This window comes from Vibrio sp. ED004 (assembly GCF_023206395.1).
In the GTDB taxonomy this organism is placed as follows: Bacteria; Pseudomonadota; Gammaproteobacteria; order Enterobacterales; family Vibrionaceae; genus Vibrio.
In genome coordinates, this window is record NZ_CP066150.1 from 508084 (window position 1) to 524152 (window position 16069).

12 protein-coding genes are annotated in these 16069 nt (G+C 45.9%); 3 read left to right on the plus strand and 9 right to left on the minus strand.

Features of this window, described 5'->3' with window-relative positions:
• Positions 1–201 precede the first annotated feature (201 nt).
• From ITG10_RS19860 to dsrO, 3 genes are read right to left on the minus strand one after another with little or no spacing between them, the layout of a single operon-like run.
• Positions 202–3294 carry a tetrathionate reductase subunit A gene (locus tag ITG10_RS19860; RefSeq protein WP_017630191.1) on the minus strand — a complete coding sequence of 1031 codons (3093 nt, stop codon included), beginning with the start codon at positions 3292–3294 and terminating at the stop codon, positions 202–204.
• A 14-nt stretch (positions 3295–3308) separates the two neighbouring features.
• Positions 3309–4457 (minus strand): NrfD/PsrC family molybdoenzyme membrane anchor subunit, encoded by a 1149-nt coding sequence (gene nrfD, locus ITG10_RS19865; RefSeq protein WP_017630192.1) that lies wholly within the window; start codon positions 4455–4457, stop codon positions 3309–3311.
• Positions 4454–5290: a sulfate reduction electron transfer complex DsrMKJOP subunit DsrO gene (dsrO, locus tag ITG10_RS19870; protein ID WP_017630193.1), complete on the minus strand. Its 837-nt coding sequence runs from the start codon at positions 5288–5290 to the stop codon at positions 4454–4456. The genes nrfD and dsrO overlap by 4 nt, the downstream gene beginning before the upstream one ends.
• A gap of 254 nt (positions 5291–5544) precedes the next feature.
• Between dsrO and ITG10_RS19875 the strand changes: the two genes are divergently transcribed.
• From ITG10_RS19875 to ITG10_RS19885, 3 genes are all read left to right on the plus strand, one after another.
• On the plus strand, positions 5545–7440 hold the full coding sequence (locus ITG10_RS19875) for a sensor histidine kinase (RefSeq protein ID WP_026084174.1): 1896 nt from the start codon (positions 5545–5547) through the stop codon (positions 7438–7440).
• Between the two features lie 11 nt (positions 7441–7451).
• Positions 7452–8054, plus strand: a complete 603-nt coding sequence (locus tag ITG10_RS19880) for a response regulator (RefSeq protein ID WP_017630195.1) — start codon at positions 7452–7454, stop codon at positions 8052–8054.
• A gap of 306 nt (positions 8055–8360) precedes the next feature.
• Positions 8361–9581, plus strand: a complete 1221-nt coding sequence (locus ITG10_RS19885) for a tetratricopeptide repeat protein (RefSeq protein WP_128644349.1) — start codon at positions 8361–8363, stop codon at positions 9579–9581.
• Positions 9582–9767: 186 nt separating this feature from the next.
• Here ITG10_RS19885 and sstT read toward each other — a convergent pair whose 3' ends face one another.
• The 6 genes from sstT to ITG10_RS19915 all read right to left on the minus strand — a co-directional run bounded on the left by sstT (position 9768) and on the right by ITG10_RS19915 (position 15618).
• Positions 9768–10985: a serine/threonine transporter SstT gene (sstT, locus tag ITG10_RS19890; protein ID WP_017630197.1), complete on the minus strand. Its 1218-nt coding sequence runs from the start codon at positions 10983–10985 to the stop codon at positions 9768–9770.
• A gap of 389 nt (positions 10986–11374) precedes the next feature.
• The gene (rsgA, locus tag ITG10_RS19895) at positions 11375–12439 is read right to left on the minus strand and encodes a ribosome small subunit-dependent GTPase A (RefSeq protein ID WP_017630198.1); all 1065 of its coding nucleotides are present in this window, start codon (positions 12437–12439) and stop codon (positions 11375–11377) included.
• A gap of 485 nt (positions 12440–12924) precedes the next feature.
• On the minus strand, positions 12925–13383 hold the full coding sequence (locus ITG10_RS19900; protein ID WP_017630199.1) for a copper chaperone PCu(A)C: 459 nt from the start codon (positions 13381–13383) through the stop codon (positions 12925–12927).
• Positions 13384–13466: 83 nt separating this feature from the next.
• Complete coding sequence (locus tag ITG10_RS19905; protein WP_248387095.1) at positions 13467–14063, minus strand: SCO family protein; 597 nt, start codon at positions 14061–14063, stop codon at positions 13467–13469.
• Positions 14060–14500 carry a hypothetical protein gene (locus tag ITG10_RS19910; protein ID WP_017630201.1) on the minus strand — a complete coding sequence of 147 codons (441 nt, stop codon included), beginning with the start codon at positions 14498–14500 and terminating at the stop codon, positions 14060–14062. Before ITG10_RS19910 ends, ITG10_RS19905 begins: the two co-directional genes overlap by 4 nt.
• Positions 14501–14697: 197 nt before the next feature.
• A complete protein-coding gene (locus ITG10_RS19915; protein WP_017630202.1) occupies positions 14698–15618 on the minus strand; it encodes a DUF368 domain-containing protein in 921 nt (306 codons plus the stop codon).
• Positions 15619–16069 lie beyond the last annotated feature (451 nt).

A 16069-nucleotide genomic window follows, 5' to 3' on the forward strand; every position in this document is an offset into this window, starting at 1 on the left:
TGCTTTATAGATGCGGGCTTAAAAAGTTGTGATGAAGAGAAGAAAAGAGAAGTGAAGAGTGTTTGGTTGTTGTGGGTTGAATGTTGCGAATTGAATGCTGTCGATGTAGTGGCTGCTAAAAAAAAGAGCAACCTCGAATGGCGAAGTTGCTCTGTTGTATCCCTATTCAGGAATGACTAGGGATATATGTTGGATCACTGATTAGACTTTGTAGATTTTAGCTGGAAGCGCTTGTCTTGCTGCTGCGCCCACCACCCAATCGAGCATGACGCCTTTGCCTTCTCTCGTCGGGTCAATCAAGCCTATATCATTGATGTTAACGCCATCGTTCGACTTCATCTTCACTGGTTGTTGTGTGTCACCAATCCAGTGTGCACGTTCACCGAGCTCTTTGTGTCCAAAGCCGTGTTCAAAGCCTAATGTGCCTTGTTTGATGCCATCTATCACCATCGCCAACGCGTGTGTGGTTGAACTCGGTGTTTCAATAGCAAATACATCACCAGTTTTGATACCTGCCGAAGAGGCGTCTTGCGGATGAATGTACACCGGATTCACGCCCTTGATGGATTCCAAGCGAGGCGACAAGTTAGATACTGCACTGTGAATGTTGGATTTAAAGTTGGTCAGAGTAAATGGCCATTCTTTTGCTGGGAACTGCTCTGCCAATGGCGTGCCGTCTGCCAGCTTCTGTGGATACCATGTCGGGCAACCCATGTACTGTTCGCCACTGATGGTGTTGCGAGAGGTCCCCAGCTTCTCATTCCAGATAGCCAAAGGTTTGGTCCATTTGTACTTCATGGTTTCATTGGTGTAGGCATTGGTTGCGTCTTCAAAACGACCGCCACGCGCAAAGATATACGCCACTTTGAGCATCTCTTCTGGCTTAAGCGTTTTGTTCATCACAGGCACTAGGCGCTCTAGACCAGACCAAACGATATCTTCGGCATCTACATTCGGTACTCCGCCTTTAACAAACGCTAGATTAGCCGCAGAACGTAGGTAGAAATCTTCCGCACTATGAATGCCGTGCCAGTTACCTTGGCTATCTTTAATTACGTTATCGCCAAAGCCGCCTAAGCCAAGTGTTTTCGCCAGATCAATAAAGAAGTTCTCTAGGTTGATGGCACGTCCGTCTTGAGAGCGTGAGGTTTTAGGCTCAACTATCGGCCAACGAGCAGTAATCGCCTTAGTCGCAACGCCATGCCACGGTGTTGCCATACCCCAGCTCTCGTAGGTTACTGTGTCTGGCACAAGGTAATCTGATAGTGCCGTGGTTTCGTTGATGAAGGCATCGATAGAGACGATCAAGCCAAGCTGTTTTGGATCTTTAAGCTTCTCACCTAGCAAGTTATCTAACCCCGGAACGCCATAAAGTGGATTTGCCATGTGGTTGATCCACGCTTTTGCACGGTAAGGATAGCCATCAATCGCAGCTGATAAGTGCTCGGTTAAAAGCGGTGCTGAGATTGGGTACCACGGCGCGCGTGTCGGGTAAGGTGATTCACCTGCCGCAACACGACGTTTGTATTCACTGGTCTTGTGATACGGGAATTTGCTGCGAGACAAGAATACACCTTGCGGCTTGGTCTTACCCTTGAACTTGGTAAAGTCGTAACGAGGGCCGGCAGCAGAAGTTGGGTAGCCGCCTGCTTTCGCCATCGCCCCGCCTTTTGCATTGATGTTACCGATCAGCGCGTTCAGCATTAGGATAGAGAACGAGTTGTAGAAGCCGTTGGTGTGCATGTTGCCACCGTGAGTATCAACAACGGCTTTCGTTCCGTAGCTGGTGAAGCGTTTCGCCAGGGCAATAATCTGGTCTTGTGGAATTTCACACTGCTCACTGTAGTAAGCAAGGTCATATTTGAAGGCTTCTTCCTTCAATCTTTGCAGAGAAGACTTCACACGAACGGTCTGACCATCGATTTCTACGTCCTGATCGACGAACAGAGCCGCTTCATTCACCTGAATATGCGATGATAATAGTGACGTTGTCACATCTAGTGCGATAAATCCATCATCGTCAGATAGTGGCTCACCCGTTTCTAGCAAACCCATATCCGATGCACGAAGCATGCGCCCGTTTTGTGGGTGTGCTTCCTCACTGATCACAAGGTGAGATGCATTACACCAATGCGTGGTGCCTGCTTTTTGCATCGCTTGTGCGCTTGGGCGAGACAAGAAGTCGTGATTGTAGCGTTGGTTTTCGATGATCCATTGGACCATGCCCAGTACTAATGCTGAATCGGTGCCCGGTTTGATCGGAAGCCAGTTGTTGCGATCGCCCGCAGCAAGGCTTGATGAACCTGCAGGAAGGCTTGGTGTCACTATGGTGTAGCTCAGTTTTCCATTAGTACGAGCCTCAGCAAGTTGTCGTGCTTGGCGCTTAAACGGGTTACCCGCTTGAGCCGGAGACATACCGATGAACAGAATGAATTCCGCATTGTTGAAATCGGGCTTTAAGTGCGAGAATTTGTCTAGATCATTCATGATCGCACCTGAACCTGCGCGGAACGCGTAGCCACAGTAAGAACCGTGGTGACCAAAGTTGCGAGTACCGTAGCTGTTAAATGCAAAACGCTTCAAGATGTCATCACGACCTTCATTACCGGCATTGGTCACAAGCAGTTGGTTGGCTTTTGGTCCGTATTCAGGGTTGTTTGGATCGAGTGGCGTTTCGATGTCGCGAATCGATCGTAAGCCTTCAACGTCACCTTCACCAAATAAGTCACCCCCCTCGGTGATCTCAGAGATGAGTTGTTCGTAGCTGATTGGCTCCCACTTGCCTTCACCTCGTTTACCAACACGTTTTAACGGTTGAGTGATTCGGTATGGGCTGTTTTGAATCTCCAACATGCCGTTACCACGGGCACAGGCTGTCGAGCGGTTATTGATACCGGATTCACCAGACAAGCCAATGTAGGCATCTTTTACAGGCGTTTTGAACGGGATCTGTTGGTCGCTTGATAGCGGGTGGTAAGGGTTGCCCGAGATGCGCAAAATCTCGTCATTGCGATTATCGATACGCACACGTAAGCCACACAATGTCCAGCAGCCAAAACACATAGATGGCGCAACACGTTGGTTTGGATTCGGCGAGATCTTACCTTGTTCATCAACACTGTATTCCGTCTCTAACGAATTACCGTGATGGATGTGATTGGTTTTCTTGCCCGCGGTGCCATCGATAGCACCGTGAACCATGTGTTTTGTGGTTGTCGCATAACCTGCAGCAAAAGCTCCAACACCACCGGCAGCAAGGCCTGTTTTCAAAAATTGACGACGTTTGTTATCCATGATGATTCCTCAGACTACAAGCTATGTGAGCGGTTAAGTGGTGATGGTGTGTTTTGGTTTGGCTTAGATGTTGTCTTTTGTGCAGAACCAGTTGTTCTTTTAGATCCAGTAGACACGATTTCCGAAGCGAACAGCGCAAGCGCAAGCCACAGGCCACACATGCCAATGATGCCGAGAAGCCCTGCGCTCCCCATAGGCAGTTCATAAGGGAATGGGCCTATATCAAAACGTGGAATGGTTTGAACTTCCATCATGGTGACCCAGCGTACCGCCCATGCTGAAATCATGGTCGCAAGTGCTACACAGATAATTCCTAGCGTGCTTTGCGATAAGCGTTGTAGGGGGAGCACTAAGATCATGCACAGCAAAATACTGGTGGTCATGATGCCTAGATTGACTCCCCAAGCGTTGTTCTCATAGAGATTGAAGTGACCATGGTTAGATGCCCAAATCGACGTAAGAATGATGGCAAGGCCACCTGTCAAGGTAATGGTTCTTTGTATTAGAGCTAGGTCTGTTGGTTTTAAGCTTGGTTTGCTTGAAGGCAGCAGAGCCGAAATCAACAGCGTTAAACCTGTTGCAGCAAAGAATGCGGTCGTGAACCAAAGTAGTGGAGAAGCCGGTTGATGCCAAAGCGGGCGGCTCGCCAAAATTGCAATCTCTGCGCCTGTATAAAGTGCGATGCTTAGGCCCGAAATAGCCGTCACAGCAGCGAGTGCAATCATCAGCTTTGACGATATTTTCCATTGACCTAGCGTCAGCCAAGCCAAACGTTTTAGAAGTGGGTTTTCACTTTCTTTAAGCTGTGCGATGTCGTCACGCAGGTAAACCCAAGCTGTCGCAACAGCCAGACCAGAGAACAAAGGTAGGAATAGAGAGCCTAACGACATCCATGACCAAGGCGTAATGTGAGCATAGAAGTGCCAAGCACGTCCCGGTTGGTGCAAATCACCGGTTAATGCTAATGGCCCAACAATCGCGCCGATGGCCATCACAAGCACAAGGGCAGAACGGAATTGATGGCTGGTTGAGTTTTTGAATATCAGTGCAATCAAAAACAGAATAGCCGCTGCGTAAGCTGAACCAATATAGAAGAAATATTGAACCGCCCACGGTAGCCAAGCGATCTCTTGAGCGGGGACTAACACCTCAGTGATATTCATGCTGTCTCTCCTTGTTTGCCTTGTGTCGCGATTGCCAATTCTTGTTTGCTAGAGGATGAGTTATCGATGGCGGCTGGATCATAAATCGCAGGTTGGCCTTCAATGTGGCTAACGAATCGCTCGTTCATGCCGATATAGAAAACATGGGGGTTGGTATTCTGCTCTGGCTTAAGCACCTTGATGTCGTCTTGGTTTTCATTAAGCAGATGGTTGATCTCGCTGTTTGGATCTTTAAGGTCGCCAATGACACGCGCGCCACCGACACAGGTTTCTACACAAGCGGGCAGCAAGCCGTCTTCAAGGCGGTGTGCACAGAAGGTACATTTATCAGCGGTAAGGGTGTCGTTATTGATGAAGCGAGCATCGTAAGGGCAAGCTTGGACACAATAAGCACAGGCTACGCAGCGTTCGTTGTCGACCATCACAATGCCGTCTTCACGTTGGAAGGTCGCTTGAACAGGACAAACCTTGATGCAGGGTGCGTTGTCACAGTGATTACATAGGCGAGGTAACATGAAAGATTTCACCTCTTGTTGAGCTGTCGAACCATCATCAAGGGAGACTTCATACTGTTTTACAGTGGTTCTGAACTGGCCAATCGGCGCTTGGTTTTCAACGCTACAGCCAACAGTACATGCCTGACAACCAACGCATTTACGTAAATCAATCGCCATTGCGTAGCGTTTACCTACTTCGCCTTTGCGGTCAGGTTGGTTGTTATTGCGAATGGCTGTGCTCGCGACTGCGGTGTTGATTCCGGTAATGGGAATGAGCGCAGCACCGGCGGAAACTTTCCCGAATTGGCTGAGAAACCGTCTTTTCAATGAGTCCATATTGGTACCTATAAATGGGTATTCGTTCTGTTGGGCTCATTGTCAGATTTTGACCGTACACGGGGTATTGTGGATTTCCACATACCCAGATTAAAGTTGATCTAGAACAAATGCGGTTTTAGCAATCTAGCTGTTATGCTTTGTTTTAAAGACTTGTTTAAGGCGATCTAAAGCATGAGTTAGGCGTTAAACATGTCGTCAGCGTAAAGACGAAGTGAAATGAATAAACAGTCCGTTTGGAGAAAGAGATTTTAGTGACAGTCCGAAACCTAATGACAATCGTTGGCCTTTGTTGGTTGAGTCTAACTGCTGGTGTGTGTGTCGCTGCTCAATCTGAACAAGCGATAGCAGCTCCAAGCCCAAGCCCAAACCAAAACCAAAACACAGATGAACCCGACCAGATTATCGAGGTTGGTGTGTTGGCGACTCGAGGCAAGCTTTCGGCGCTGCAACGCTGGCAGCCAACAATGGATTGGTTGTCTGAACGCATTCCGGGTAAGCATTTTGTTCTCAAGCCTTTTAATTTGGAAGAGATGGCGGAAGCAGTAAAAGATGTCACGGTCGATTTTGTTGTCACCAACCCCGGTCAAGCAGTGCGTTTAGGACGTCAATACGCGCTCTCTTGGATGGCGACCATGACCAGTCACAATTACGACGATCAAGGTGTGAGCAGCACGCGCAGTATCGGTTCGGCATTGGTGGTCAGAAGGATGTCACCGTATATCTCGTTTGAACAACTGAGCGGAAAGCCAATCGCGGCTGTCTCTGAAAATGCGTTTGGCGGCTACCTGACTATGCGCTACCAAGTAATGCAAGAAGGGCTCAATCCCAATCACTTTTTCTCTAATACTCAGTTCTTGGGTTTCCCGATTGATGCCAGTTTGTACCAACTGCGAGAAGGATATATTGAGGCGGCAGTCGTCCCTGCTTGTCTGGTTGAAAACATGATCAGTGAAGGTTTGCTGGTGGCTGGGCAATATCGAGTCATCGGTAATCAAGCGCCTGAAGGCTTCCGATGCCAAGTGTCTACACCGCTGTATTCCAACTGGTCGTTTGCTAAGACAGAGCGGGCTTCTTCGGCACTGGCCAAACAGATGAGTCAGGTGTTATTTGCGATGCCAAAAAGCAGTGCGCCCGCGATTGCAGCCAATGCTTCGGGTTGGACGTCACCAACTAGTCTGCTCTCCATCGACAAGCTCTATCAGCAGCTCGACATGCACCCACTGCAACAGCCATGGTGGAAGGAAGCGTTAATCTGGCTTAAGTACAATCAGCAATGGGCATGGGCGTTCTTCATTCTTGTGGTGTTACTGAATGCTTACCACTTCTGGTTGGAATACAAATTCAGTCGAAGTAAAAAGCACTTGGAAGCCACGTTGCACAAGCTAAAAAGTAAGAGTGAGCAACTCGAGCACTCTCAACGCATTGCAGTCGTGGGCGAGTTGGGAAGCAGTTTGGCGCACGAGATCAATCAGCCCTTGGCAGCGATTCGTAACTACAGCGAAGGCGGCTTATTGCGGATTTCCAAAAACAAACCAATCACCGATATTGAACCTGTCTTTAAGAAGATCCAATCACAAGTGGATCGTGCAGACGCGATCATTCAACGCTTAAGAAACATGATAAAGAAACGCTCATCGGAAAAATCTCAGACTGACATCGAACAGTTACTCACCGACACCATTGAGTTGCTGCAATTTCGATTACAGAAACACAAGATAACCATTGAGCGTCATGCCATAGGTAAGCCTATCCAACTGCATGTCGATCCTGTGGGATTGCAGCAAGTGATTGTAAACCTGATCAACAATGCTACTGACGCGTGTAACGCACAACAGCACCGCGAACAAAGCGCTGCGTCTGATATTGATAACAAAAACAGCGAGCCACCAACAATTAAAGTGATTACCGAGTATCAACCGGATAAAATGATGCTGTCGGTTATCGATAACGGCACGGGTTTAGATTTCACCGAACAACAAGTCACTCAAGCCTTTGTGAGTAGCAAAGAAAATGGCTTGGGTTTAGGGCTTGCGATTTGTCAAGACGTGATTGAAGACCACAGCGGTCAAATGACCATTAAGTCACTGATTCCTCATGGCTGTCACGTTGCAGTGACGTTACCTTTTTCTCTTTCAAATGATTCATAAGGAATCTTGTTATGCCTGAACTTCATCAAACGTTGCCGGTTTATGTGGTTGATGACGATGAGTCGATGCGTGACTCACTGGTGTTCTTATTGGAAGAGCATGATTTTACGGTGTCAGCCTATGAAGATGGACCAAGCTTTTTAGATTCAGTGGATCTCACAAAGCCGGGCTGTGTAGTGCTAGACAGCAGAATGCCAGAAATGAGAGGACAACAAGTTCATGAGTTGATGGTGAAAGCACAGAGCCCACTGTCGGTGATCTATTTGACAGGGCATGGCGACGTGCCAATGGCAGTTGAAGCCTTACAAGCCGGCGCGGTGAATTTCTTCCAAAAACCAGTGAAAGGCAATGAGTTAGCTGAGGCAATCAAACAAGGTTTGGACGCTTCTGAAAAGCACTTACACATGAATGTGTATCGCCAAGCGTATGCATCATTGACTGAACGCGAAATCGACATTCTTAAGCAGATCATCGACGGAAAACGCAACCAAAAAATTGCCGATGAATTATGTATCGCGATGAGAACGGTGGAAGTACACCGAGCGAGTTTGATGAAGAAATTCTCAGCGAAGACGGTAGCGGAACTGGCTTACATATACGGACAATTGACTTAACTATCATTGTGAGAAATTCCTGATGGAAACCCATCAATTTTGTCACCGACATTTAGGTTTTTTCTAATGAAAGGTGGTCTTCCTAAGTAATCGATATTGAAGCAAGATCACACCATTTATGGCGTGCATACGGATAGGTCTAAGTAGACTTTTTATCGTTATGTATTCCTGAGATACTGAACTGAGTTCATTTTAGGGCAGAACGTTTTAATAACGGCGCTTTTCCCTGTAATTAGAAACATTCGCTATAGGTTGATGACTCCTCGACACCGAGATTTGTATCAGCCGAGTTAGGTTAAATAATTTATGAGTACAATGGGAATCGCAATTGGTGCGACGGCTCTTTCGTTAATACTTGTGGCCGTGTGGCTGATTTCTTTATCGCTAAGAAAACAGCGCTTGGAACAAGAACGCAAAGCTCGTGCGGTCGCCTACCGAAAAGCGATTGAAAAAGCACGCATCCAAGAGCAAAAAGAGCGCCATTTCAAAGCCGAAACCGGACATGTTCCATCGATTCTATATTTGGCGAAGGAGGCCGAACGTAACAATATCAAGGAAGCCTTGTATTGGTACGATAAAGCCGCGCATTTAGATAATATCAATGGCATGTACGGTATTGTGCGCCTAAGCATGAAGCGTAAAGAAGACCTGATTTTAAGAGAGAAAGCCAACTTTTGGCAGCTGGCAATCTCTGCTTTAGACAATGACGTATCAGCGAAATTCGAGATGGGTAAAGCGCTCGTCTATGGTCGTGGAACCGATAAAAACATCCCTAAGGGTTATACCTATATTGAAGAGTCAGCGGCTGGTGGTAATACCGAAGCGATGCTGTTTATCGGTGACTGGTGTCTAGACAAAGAAAACCCAGATTACTCCGCCGAAAGCTCGTTTGAGTGGTACCACAAGGCCGCTGAAAAAAATAACCTAGACGGCAAGATCAAACTCGGTATGAGCTATTTGAACGGTGTTGGTGTCGAGCCTAACCATGGTGAGGCGGTTTATTGGTTTGAGACGGCCGCAGAAAAGAACAGTGCAGAAGCGATGTTTAGAGCGGGTGAGGCTTGGATCGACCATGGCGAGCACGGCAATGCCATTGCTTATATCTGGCTATTTCTATCGGCTCATTTTGGATACTCAGAAGCCAAGCATTTGAGGGATAAAGTAGGCGGGGAGCTTGGTGTGGATGCAGTCGTGGGCTTACAGGCTCTGACTAAGCCAATAATGACTAAGCTGACCCAAGAAGCAATCACTAAGCATTCAATCATTAAAGCGCTTAACAAGCTCTACAAACGCAATATACCTGTTCCTAAGAAAATAAAAGAAGTGCTCGATGAAGAAGGTAATGAGTTGAATGTAGATGAGAGCCACATAGCGACTCAAGCGCCGAATGCTCAAGATACTAATGTTGATTACAGCCAGCAACCTAACACCGAACAAGCTTCAACAGAGAGACAAGCGACACCAAATAGTGATCCTCTAGATTTCAGTCAGTCTGCGGTTGAGTCTAACTGGAACAGAAACCAGTAAGCCCGGCTCATTGACTTGATAGGTTCTCCTATGGAGCAAATGGCTGAGAGCTATTAAGTGATGTCGTTTCAGCTTTAACCACGAAAATTAGACAACAAAAAAGGGAAGCAGATGCTTCCCTTTTTATTTGTGTGTTGTTTGCTTTAAGAGCTAAGAGCTAAGAGCTAAGAGCTAAGAGCTAAGAGCTTATGACGCTTTGTTTTGCTCAGCTTTACATACTGCAGCAGTGAACACTACGTCAGTTGAGCTGTTAAGTGCTGTTTCAGCCGAATCTTGAATCACACCGATAATGAAACCTACCGCAACAACCTGCATCGCTACATCGTTAGAAATACCGAATAGGCCACATGCTAGTGGGATAAGCAGCAGTGAACCGCCTGCAACACCCGATGCGCCACATGCCGAAATTGCAGCAACAAGGCTTAGTAGAATCGCAGTGAAGATATCAATCTCAATACCCATTGTGTGTACAGCAGCAAGTGTTAACACAGTGATAGTGATTGCAGCACCCGCCATGTTGATCGTTGCACCTAGAGGGATAGATACAGAGTAAGTATCTTCGTCTAGGTTTAGCTTCTTACAAAGGTTCATGTTCACTGGGATGTTTGCAGCACTTGAACGAGTGAAGAACGCCGTTACACCAGATTCACGGATACATTGCAGCACAAGTGGGTATGGGTTCTGTTTTGTTTTTGCAAATACAAGCAGTGGGTTAACCACAAGTGCAATGATCAGCATTGAGCTAAGTAGAACTGCTAGCAGTTGACCGTAGCTTGCTAGAGCATCGAAGCCCGTTGTTGCGAATGTCGTTGAAACAAGACCAAAGATACCAAATGGCGCAAGACGGATAATGAAGCGAACAATGTGTGAAACACTGTGGCTGAGGTCTTCGAAAACCGCTTTGGTTGTTGCAGATGCGTGGTGCAGTGCAAGACCAAGACCGATTGCCCAAGCAAGAATGCCGATGTAGTTCGCGTTCATTAGCGCGCTAACTGGGTTATCTACAAGCTTGAATAGAAGGGTATGAAGAACTTCCGCGATACCTTGAGGAGGGTTAGCACCTTCAGCGCCAGCAACCAGTGTCAAAGTGGTTGGGAACATGAAGCTCAGTACTACAGCTGTCAGTGCAGCAGAGAACGTACCAATCAGGTAAAGCACAATGATTGGACGCATATGAGTATGCTGACCTTTCTTTTGGTTTGCGATAGAAGCTGCAACAAGAATGAATACTAAAATTGGGGCAACAGCTTTCAGAGCACCAACAAACAGACTACCTAGTAGGCCTGCGTCTTGAGCTGCTGAAGGAGAAACCATGGCGAGAACGACACCGAAAACAATACCAGCAAGGATCTGTAGGACAAGGTTCCCACGAGCGATGCGGGCGAGCATGTTGTGATTTTGCATAAAATACCTGCAATTGTTAAATTATTATAGTGATGTATCTTTTATAAAGTTGTACCAAATCCAACTATACACTAGTGGAATGGGCGGTCATATTAGCGGGATCTTAGAGGGTGTCTAGGAATAGTTTACTTTTAGGGTGATTGTTTGCGCCATGTGGTGTTTTTAGAGCTAAATGTTAAATAATTGTATTTTGATTGGGCTATAAATCTGCAGAACTACATTTATTAGACCTAATGTACTGTAAGTTTAGAAATGTAAATGCTCATAGGTAAGAACATTGTGTGCATAAATAGTCGCTTTGCTACCAAATTGAAACAAAAAGCCCCATGTGTTTAACACGGTGGGGCTTCGTCGTTTTAATAAAGCGTATTGTGATTAACTTGATTGGTTTAATCAGTCGCTTTTTTTATGTTTCGGCTTTCTGACTGTACGGTTTTGTACATCTTGGAAAGTTGTTTGCTGTTCGCGCGTTGCTCTGCCAATGAGGCGCCATTTCTGGCTTGCTCTCTCAATAACTTTTGATAGTTAGTAAATCGTCTTTCAGACAAATCACCATCCTCAATGGCTTTGCGTATCTTGCATCCCGGCTCGGATTCATGATGACAATCAGAGAAACGACAATGCATGGCTAACTCTTCGACATCAGAAAAGGTTTCACTCACGCCTTCAGCACAGTCAGCAAGTTGTAGCTCTCGCATTCCTGGAGTATCGAGCAGTAAACCACCCGATGTTAGCAAGTGGAGCGATCGTGATGTGGTTGTATGACGACCTTTACTGTCGTCTTCGCGAATGCCACCCGTCGCTTGCTGAGTTTCACCGAGCAATGAGTTTACTAGCGTAGATTTGCCCACACCAGATGAGCCCATCAAAGCGACGGTTTTGCCTGTTTTACACCAAGGTGACAATACTTGAGTTGATTCTTGGTCAAGGCTGTTCACTGCTTCGATCATCAGCATAGAATCTAAGCTTTGCACTTGCTGTACTTTGTCTTGGTGGTCGTCACACAAGTCTTTCTTAGTCAGTACTATAACGGCTTCAACTTGAGCTTCATTGGCGAGTGCGAGATATCGCTCGATGCGGCTCAGATTAAAGTCATTGTTTAACGAGACCACGATAAAAACGGTGTCGATATTGGCTGAAATATATTGTTCTGCGACGCGACTGCCCGCTGCTTTACGGCTGAAGAGCGATTGACGCTCTAGCAAACGGTCGAATTGAAGCTCAGAGCTCAAGATTACCCAGTCGCCAACCGTCATTGCGGGTTGGTTTTGATGGATAGGCAGAACGATTTCGCCCTGTTCTGACGGCAGTGTATAGCCGCTGCGATGATGTGCGACGATACGAGCAATGACGGAATGATCATAGTCTTCGAGTGTCAGTTGTTGTTGGAATACAGGTTGCCATCCAAGTTGTTGAAGTGACATTGGATGAGAAAATGCGTTTTGTGAATTCATGTTTATTTACCCAGACGTGCGAGCTTTCTTTTCTTATGAGTGCATTAAAGTCTTATGAGAGCATTAACATCTTGTGAGATCTCAGTTTGTTGAGGAGATCAAAAAGTGTTGATGAGATAAAAGCATCGAGACGTCAAAAATGTTTTGAGCTTGGGTCGAATTCAAATAGATAGGACCCCGGATTTAGTCATGCATTGCTGAGCATGCAGGTATTGATCACTTACAGATCAATAGTAAACCGGGTAAAAGTGTGCGGTAGCCAGTCGATGGCTTAAGTTGGTCGTTCGAGATTAAAGTTTGCTTAACCAAACAAATTAACGCGTTACTTTTACTGCCAGTTTTAGTGTTTTCATTACAATCATCTTCTATTCTCCTTGGTTATTAATGTGGTCAGGCTTTGAATAAAAAGCGAGCTCAGTTTAGCAAAAAGCCACGATGGCGAGAAGTCATCGTGGCTTAATTTGTTTCATTGATTGTGAATCCGATTAGTGATGATCGTGATTCATCTTTTTCATGCCGCTCATTACTTTCTTAACTGGCGCTTCAAAGGTTTGCGTTTCACCGTTAGCGAAAGTCAGAGTCATCTCGATCTGCTCACCTTCTTTTAGACCCTCTTTTAGGTCGAACAACATAATGTGCAGGCTGCCAGGTTTAAGTACCGCTTCACCATTCGCAGGAATTGTGATCTCTTGAACTTGGCGCATCTTCATTACGTCGCCATCAACGATAACATCATGAAGCTCTACCTTGCCTGCAGCAGGTGTCGTTGCAGAAACAATAGCGCGATCTTTATCGCTGTGGTTCATCAGAGTCGTGAATACTGCGCTGTTCACTGCTGAAGGTGGTGTTGCGCGAGCGTACGCGTCGTGAACCATAATGTCGCTATTCGCGTGAGCAAAGGGAGTGAGCAATAAGCCTGCTAGAGCAAGTGCTTTTAACTTCATGTTGTTGTCCTTATTTTTATGTTTTGGTCTGGGACCTGACTTTATGTTTGAACTTTATTGGTTAAGTTCTTTGTTGTTGCGTCTTACTGCGTCAGCTTGTTGATAGCCTCAACAATTGGCGCTGGCGTTAACGTGTGCGGTACTTTAGTTATCAAGGTACCGTCGGGCTTTAAAAAATAAAAATATGAGCTGTGGTCAAGGGTATATTCCAATTCTGAACCTTCAAGCTTGGTCTTTCTGAAAATAACACCGTAGTTATGTGCAAGCGTGGTTGTCACGTCTAACGGGCCACTTAATCCTTCCATCATTGGGTGGAAGTATTGTGCGTATTCGTAAGAAGCTTCTGCGGCATCGCGCTCAGGATCAAGAGAGACAAACATTGGGCGAATATTTGCTTTTGCTTCGTCAGAGACTTGGTTAAGTGCTCCAGCTAACATTGCTAGTGAGGTAGGGCATACATCTGGGCAACGTGTGAAACCGAAGTAAACGATACGAATTCTGTCGTCGGTTTCGTCAAAGATTTCCGTTGGCTGATTATCTTTACCAAAAAGGGTTGTTGCGGAGAACTCTTGCTTTGCAGCGTGCTGTTCTTGAGCTTCGTTTTGCCCATCAAGGTAGCTTTTGACACCAAAGCCAAGTACAAACGCTACCACTAATGCTAACGACCAATTCTTACTCATCTTGCCATCCTTATTGCAGGGTTTACGGTTTCAACACCATCGGTGAGTTCGCCAAGCCAAGTCATTTTATCCATGGTACACACAGGTAAAATTACATCACCTTCATAGGTATTGTTGCCAATATTCTTTAATTGAAAACGTGCTGATCCCATTTCCATTTCTAAGCCCGTGAGTGACAGCATTAATGTGTCAGATGCTGCCCCTTCCCAGACTACTTTGATTTTACTTGGAACGAGTGGCTGAGCCGTCTCACTATCGAGTGTCATCGCCACCGCATTTTGCTCACACGATGCGGTTGAAAGCATGCAGTAATCATCCAAGTTGACGTCGGCAGTTGAGTGCTCCATCGCTGATTTAAACTGCTGAATTGCTTGTGGCCCATAAAAGCCTGCCACGAGAGCGATCCCAAGAGCAGCAACCTTTAATGCAGAGTGCATGTCGTGTTCTCATCTAATTTTATAAGAGCCGCGATGTTATCATACCCCTCAATACGTGCTTGTATCAAAAAGCAATTTTGTGCGTATGGTAGATATAAAAAAGCGAAGCCATAAGCTTCGCTTTGATTCATTTCACAAGGTGCATCGCTATCTGAGCTCGGCACCCTAAATGCTAACTTAAGCACGTTTGTTAGATATTAGTCAGCATTACGCTCTGCAAACTTTTCTAAACCTAGCACTAGCGCGATAGCCACCAACATCATGATCACCGATAAAGTGAGCTGAGAAGGTTGAGACGTTACCGCTTCGAAATTGAACGGAGATAGGTTCTCTTGAATCAGTGGCACTTGCTCACCTTTCGAGTTGATGCGCCAGCTGATGGTCTCTTTCCAAGGCCAGATCTTAGGCAGCGTACCGATCATCAAACCTGTTAAGAATACCAATGTGAAATCGCGGAATGAGCGCAATAACCAAGAAAGTACGTGCGAGAAGGTCAGTAGGCCGATCACACAGCCACCAAGGAATAGGGCAAGTACATCGATTTGAAACGATTTAACAGCGCCAAGCACTGGGCCATACATACCAATCAGAAGCAGAATAAAGCTGCCTGAAATTCCCGGTAGAATCATCGCGCAGATCGCAATCGCACCCGCAATGAGAACGTTGATGCTGGTCGGTTCCATTTGTAGCGGCTTAAGCACGGTAATGCTGTAAGCGAAAGCAACGCCAAGCAGCAAAAACACGAATCGAATCATATCGCGCTTCTCTACTTGCTTAAGAATATGGAAAACCGACACCAAGATCAGGCCGAAAAAGAAAGACCACAGCGGAACAGGGTGGGTGACCAATAACCAAGAAATCAGTTTTGCGAATGTCGCAATGCTGGTGAATACGCCTGCGAACAGTGAAATTAGGAAGAAACCATTGATGTGATTAAACGCGGCTTTGAAGCCTTCGCGTTTCCATAAGCCAAGTACGCTAGGGTTAATTCTTCGAATGCTTTCTAGCAGCGTATCGTAGATACCAGTGATGAATGCGATGGTTCCGCCCGACACGCCAGGGACAACATCGGCTGCGCCCATTGCCATGCCTTTGAAAAAAGTACTTAAGTAGTTCATTGCTTCATAGAGTTGAGGATGATTTTGTGCAGTATACAAACTTTAGTGTAAAAAAAGTATGAATATGCTTTTGGGGAAGGGCTTTTATTACTCTATTAATTGTAAGGCAATAAGTTGAAGTGAATATTTGCCTAACATTTAGATAACAACCACTTAGTGATTTATCATTAAGAACAGAGATGAAACTGATCTCTTATCAATATTGCATCTTGGTTGCATTATGCAAATGCACTTTGCAATTCGCATGATGGATTAACGGTTTTTATGCGATGCAGGGCTTATAAAACGTCGAATAAAAGTTGGCACGCTAACTGCATTATATACATTGACCCTTCTTAAGCCGAGGGTCACCTAGCCAACTGACGTTGTTAGTGAACTTATAATTTGTTCACAAATATATAGAGCCAATCGCGATTATTGCGGTTGGCTATTTTTTTGCCTGTCGTTTGGC

Excerpts from the sequence above, each read along its gene's own strand:
- ITG10_RS19880 (WP_017630195.1), top strand. The coding sequence starts at position 7,452 with ATGCCTGAACTTCATCAAACGTTGCCGGTTTATGTGGTTGATGACGAT.
- ITG10_RS19900 (WP_017630199.1), bottom strand. The coding sequence starts at position 13,383 with ATGAAGTTAAAAGCACTTGCTCTAGCAGGCTTATTGCTCACTCCCTTT.
- sstT (WP_017630197.1), bottom strand. The coding sequence starts at position 10,985 with ATGCAAAATCACAACATGCTCGCCCGCATCGCTCGTGGGAACCTTGTC.
- dsrO (WP_017630193.1), bottom strand. The coding sequence starts at position 5,290 with ATGGACTCATTGAAAAGACGGTTTCTCAGCCAATTCGGGAAAGTTTCC.
- nrfD (WP_017630192.1), bottom strand. The coding sequence starts at position 4,457 with ATGAATATCACTGAGGTGTTAGTCCCCGCTCAAGAGATCGCTTGGCTA.
- ITG10_RS19860 (WP_017630191.1), bottom strand. The coding sequence starts at position 3,294 with ATGGATAACAAACGTCGTCAATTTTTGAAAACAGGCCTTGCTGCCGGT.
- rsgA (WP_017630198.1), bottom strand. The coding sequence starts at position 12,439 with ATGAATTCACAAAACGCATTTTCTCATCCAATGTCACTTCAACAACTT.
- ITG10_RS19905 (WP_248387095.1), bottom strand. The coding sequence starts at position 14,063 with ATGAGTAAGAATTGGTCGTTAGCATTAGTGGTAGCGTTTGTACTTGGC.
- ITG10_RS19910 (WP_017630201.1), bottom strand. The coding sequence starts at position 14,500 with ATGCACTCTGCATTAAAGGTTGCTGCTCTTGGGATCGCTCTCGTGGCA.
- ITG10_RS19915 (WP_017630202.1), bottom strand. The coding sequence starts at position 15,618 with ATGAACTACTTAAGTACTTTTTTCAAAGGCATGGCAATGGGCGCAGCC.
- ITG10_RS19885 (WP_128644349.1), top strand. The coding sequence starts at position 8,361 with ATGAGTACAATGGGAATCGCAATTGGTGCGACGGCTCTTTCGTTAATA.